Below are 1,177 nucleotides of genomic sequence, written 5' to 3'. Positions count from 1 at the left end.
GGCGGCGCGGCTCGCCCTCGTCGCCTACGCCCGCCACGTCTTCACCGATTACGACGACCTCCTCGCCGAGGGCTACGATCGTGACAGCGCCCGCCACTTCGTCCTCGACGCGTTGAACGCGGTGCTGGCCGGCTGGGGCGCGGCGCCGATCCCGGAGGCGGAAGCCTCCGACGAGGCCGACACGCCCTGAGGCGACGCGATCGGCGCCGCGGGTCGTTGCCGGGGGGCGCCCCGAGCGGATACACGGGGCGGGCGGGTTCGCGCGGGAACGGAAGCGTCGATCGTCACCATGAACGTGCTGGGCATCGAAACCACCTGCGACGAGACCGCCGCCGCGATCGTCGCGCCGGGCGAGGACGGGCGCGGCGTCATCCGCTCGAACGAGGTGCTGAGCCAGATCGCCGAGCACGCGGCCTATGGCGGCGTGGTGCCCGAGATCGCCGCCCGCGCCCACGTCGAGGTGCTGGATCGGCTGATCGCCCGCGCCCTGGACCGCGCCGGCATGGCCCTCAAGGACGTGGACGGCATCGCGGTCGCGGCCGGCCCCGGCCTGATCGGCGGGGTGCTGGTCGGCCTCGTCACCGCCAAGACCCTGGCGCTCGTCGCGCGCAAGCCGCTCCTGGCCGTCAACCACCTCGAGGCGCACGCGCTCACCGCGCGGCTGACCGACGGCCTCGCCTTCCCCTACCTGCTGCTGCTCGCCTCGGGCGGCCACACCCAGCTCGTCGCGGTGAAGGGCGTCGGCGACTACGTCCGCCTCGGCGGCACCATCGACGACGCGATCGGCGAAGCCTTCGACAAGGTCGCCAAGCTCCTCGGGCTGGCCTATCCCGGCGGCCCCGAGGTCGAGCGCATGGCGGAAGCCGGCGACCCGGAGCGCTTCGCCCTGCCGCGGCCGATGCTCGGGCGCCGCGACGCGAACTTCTCCCTGTCCGGCCTCAAAACCGCCCTCCGGATAGAGGCCGAGCGCACGGCGCCGCTCGCCGAGCGGGACGTCGCCGACCTCTGCGCCGGCTTCCAGGCCGCGGTGGTCGACGTGGTGGTCGACCGCGTCCGCGTGGCGTTACGCACCTTCTCCGGCGTCGCCGGGCACCCGACCGCCCTGGTGGCCGCCGGCGGCGTCTCGGCCAACGGCGCGATCCGTAGGGCGCTGGCGGCGCTGGCGGGGGAGGCGGGC

General features: G+C 74.9%; 2 protein-coding genes. Both read left to right on the top strand.

Annotated features, from left to right (window positions below):
* On the top strand, positions 1–190 hold a 190-nt coding region (locus tag FV222_RS26755; protein ID WP_147816162.1), incomplete at its 5' end, for a DUF2293 domain-containing protein.
* Positions 191–289: 99 nt separating this feature from the next.
* A partial coding sequence (tsaD, locus tag FV222_RS26750) for a tRNA (adenosine(37)-N6)-threonylcarbamoyltransferase complex transferase subunit TsaD (RefSeq protein WP_147816160.1) occupies positions 290–1,177 on the top strand: 888 nt, incomplete at its 3' end.

Source organism: Methylobacterium sp. WL103 (assembly GCF_008039885.1).
Lineage (GTDB): Bacteria > Pseudomonadota > Alphaproteobacteria > Rhizobiales > Beijerinckiaceae > Methylobacterium > Methylobacterium cerastii.
The sequence above is the reverse complement of the archived record's forward strand: the minus strand, read 5'-3'. Positions and strand labels throughout refer to the sequence as shown.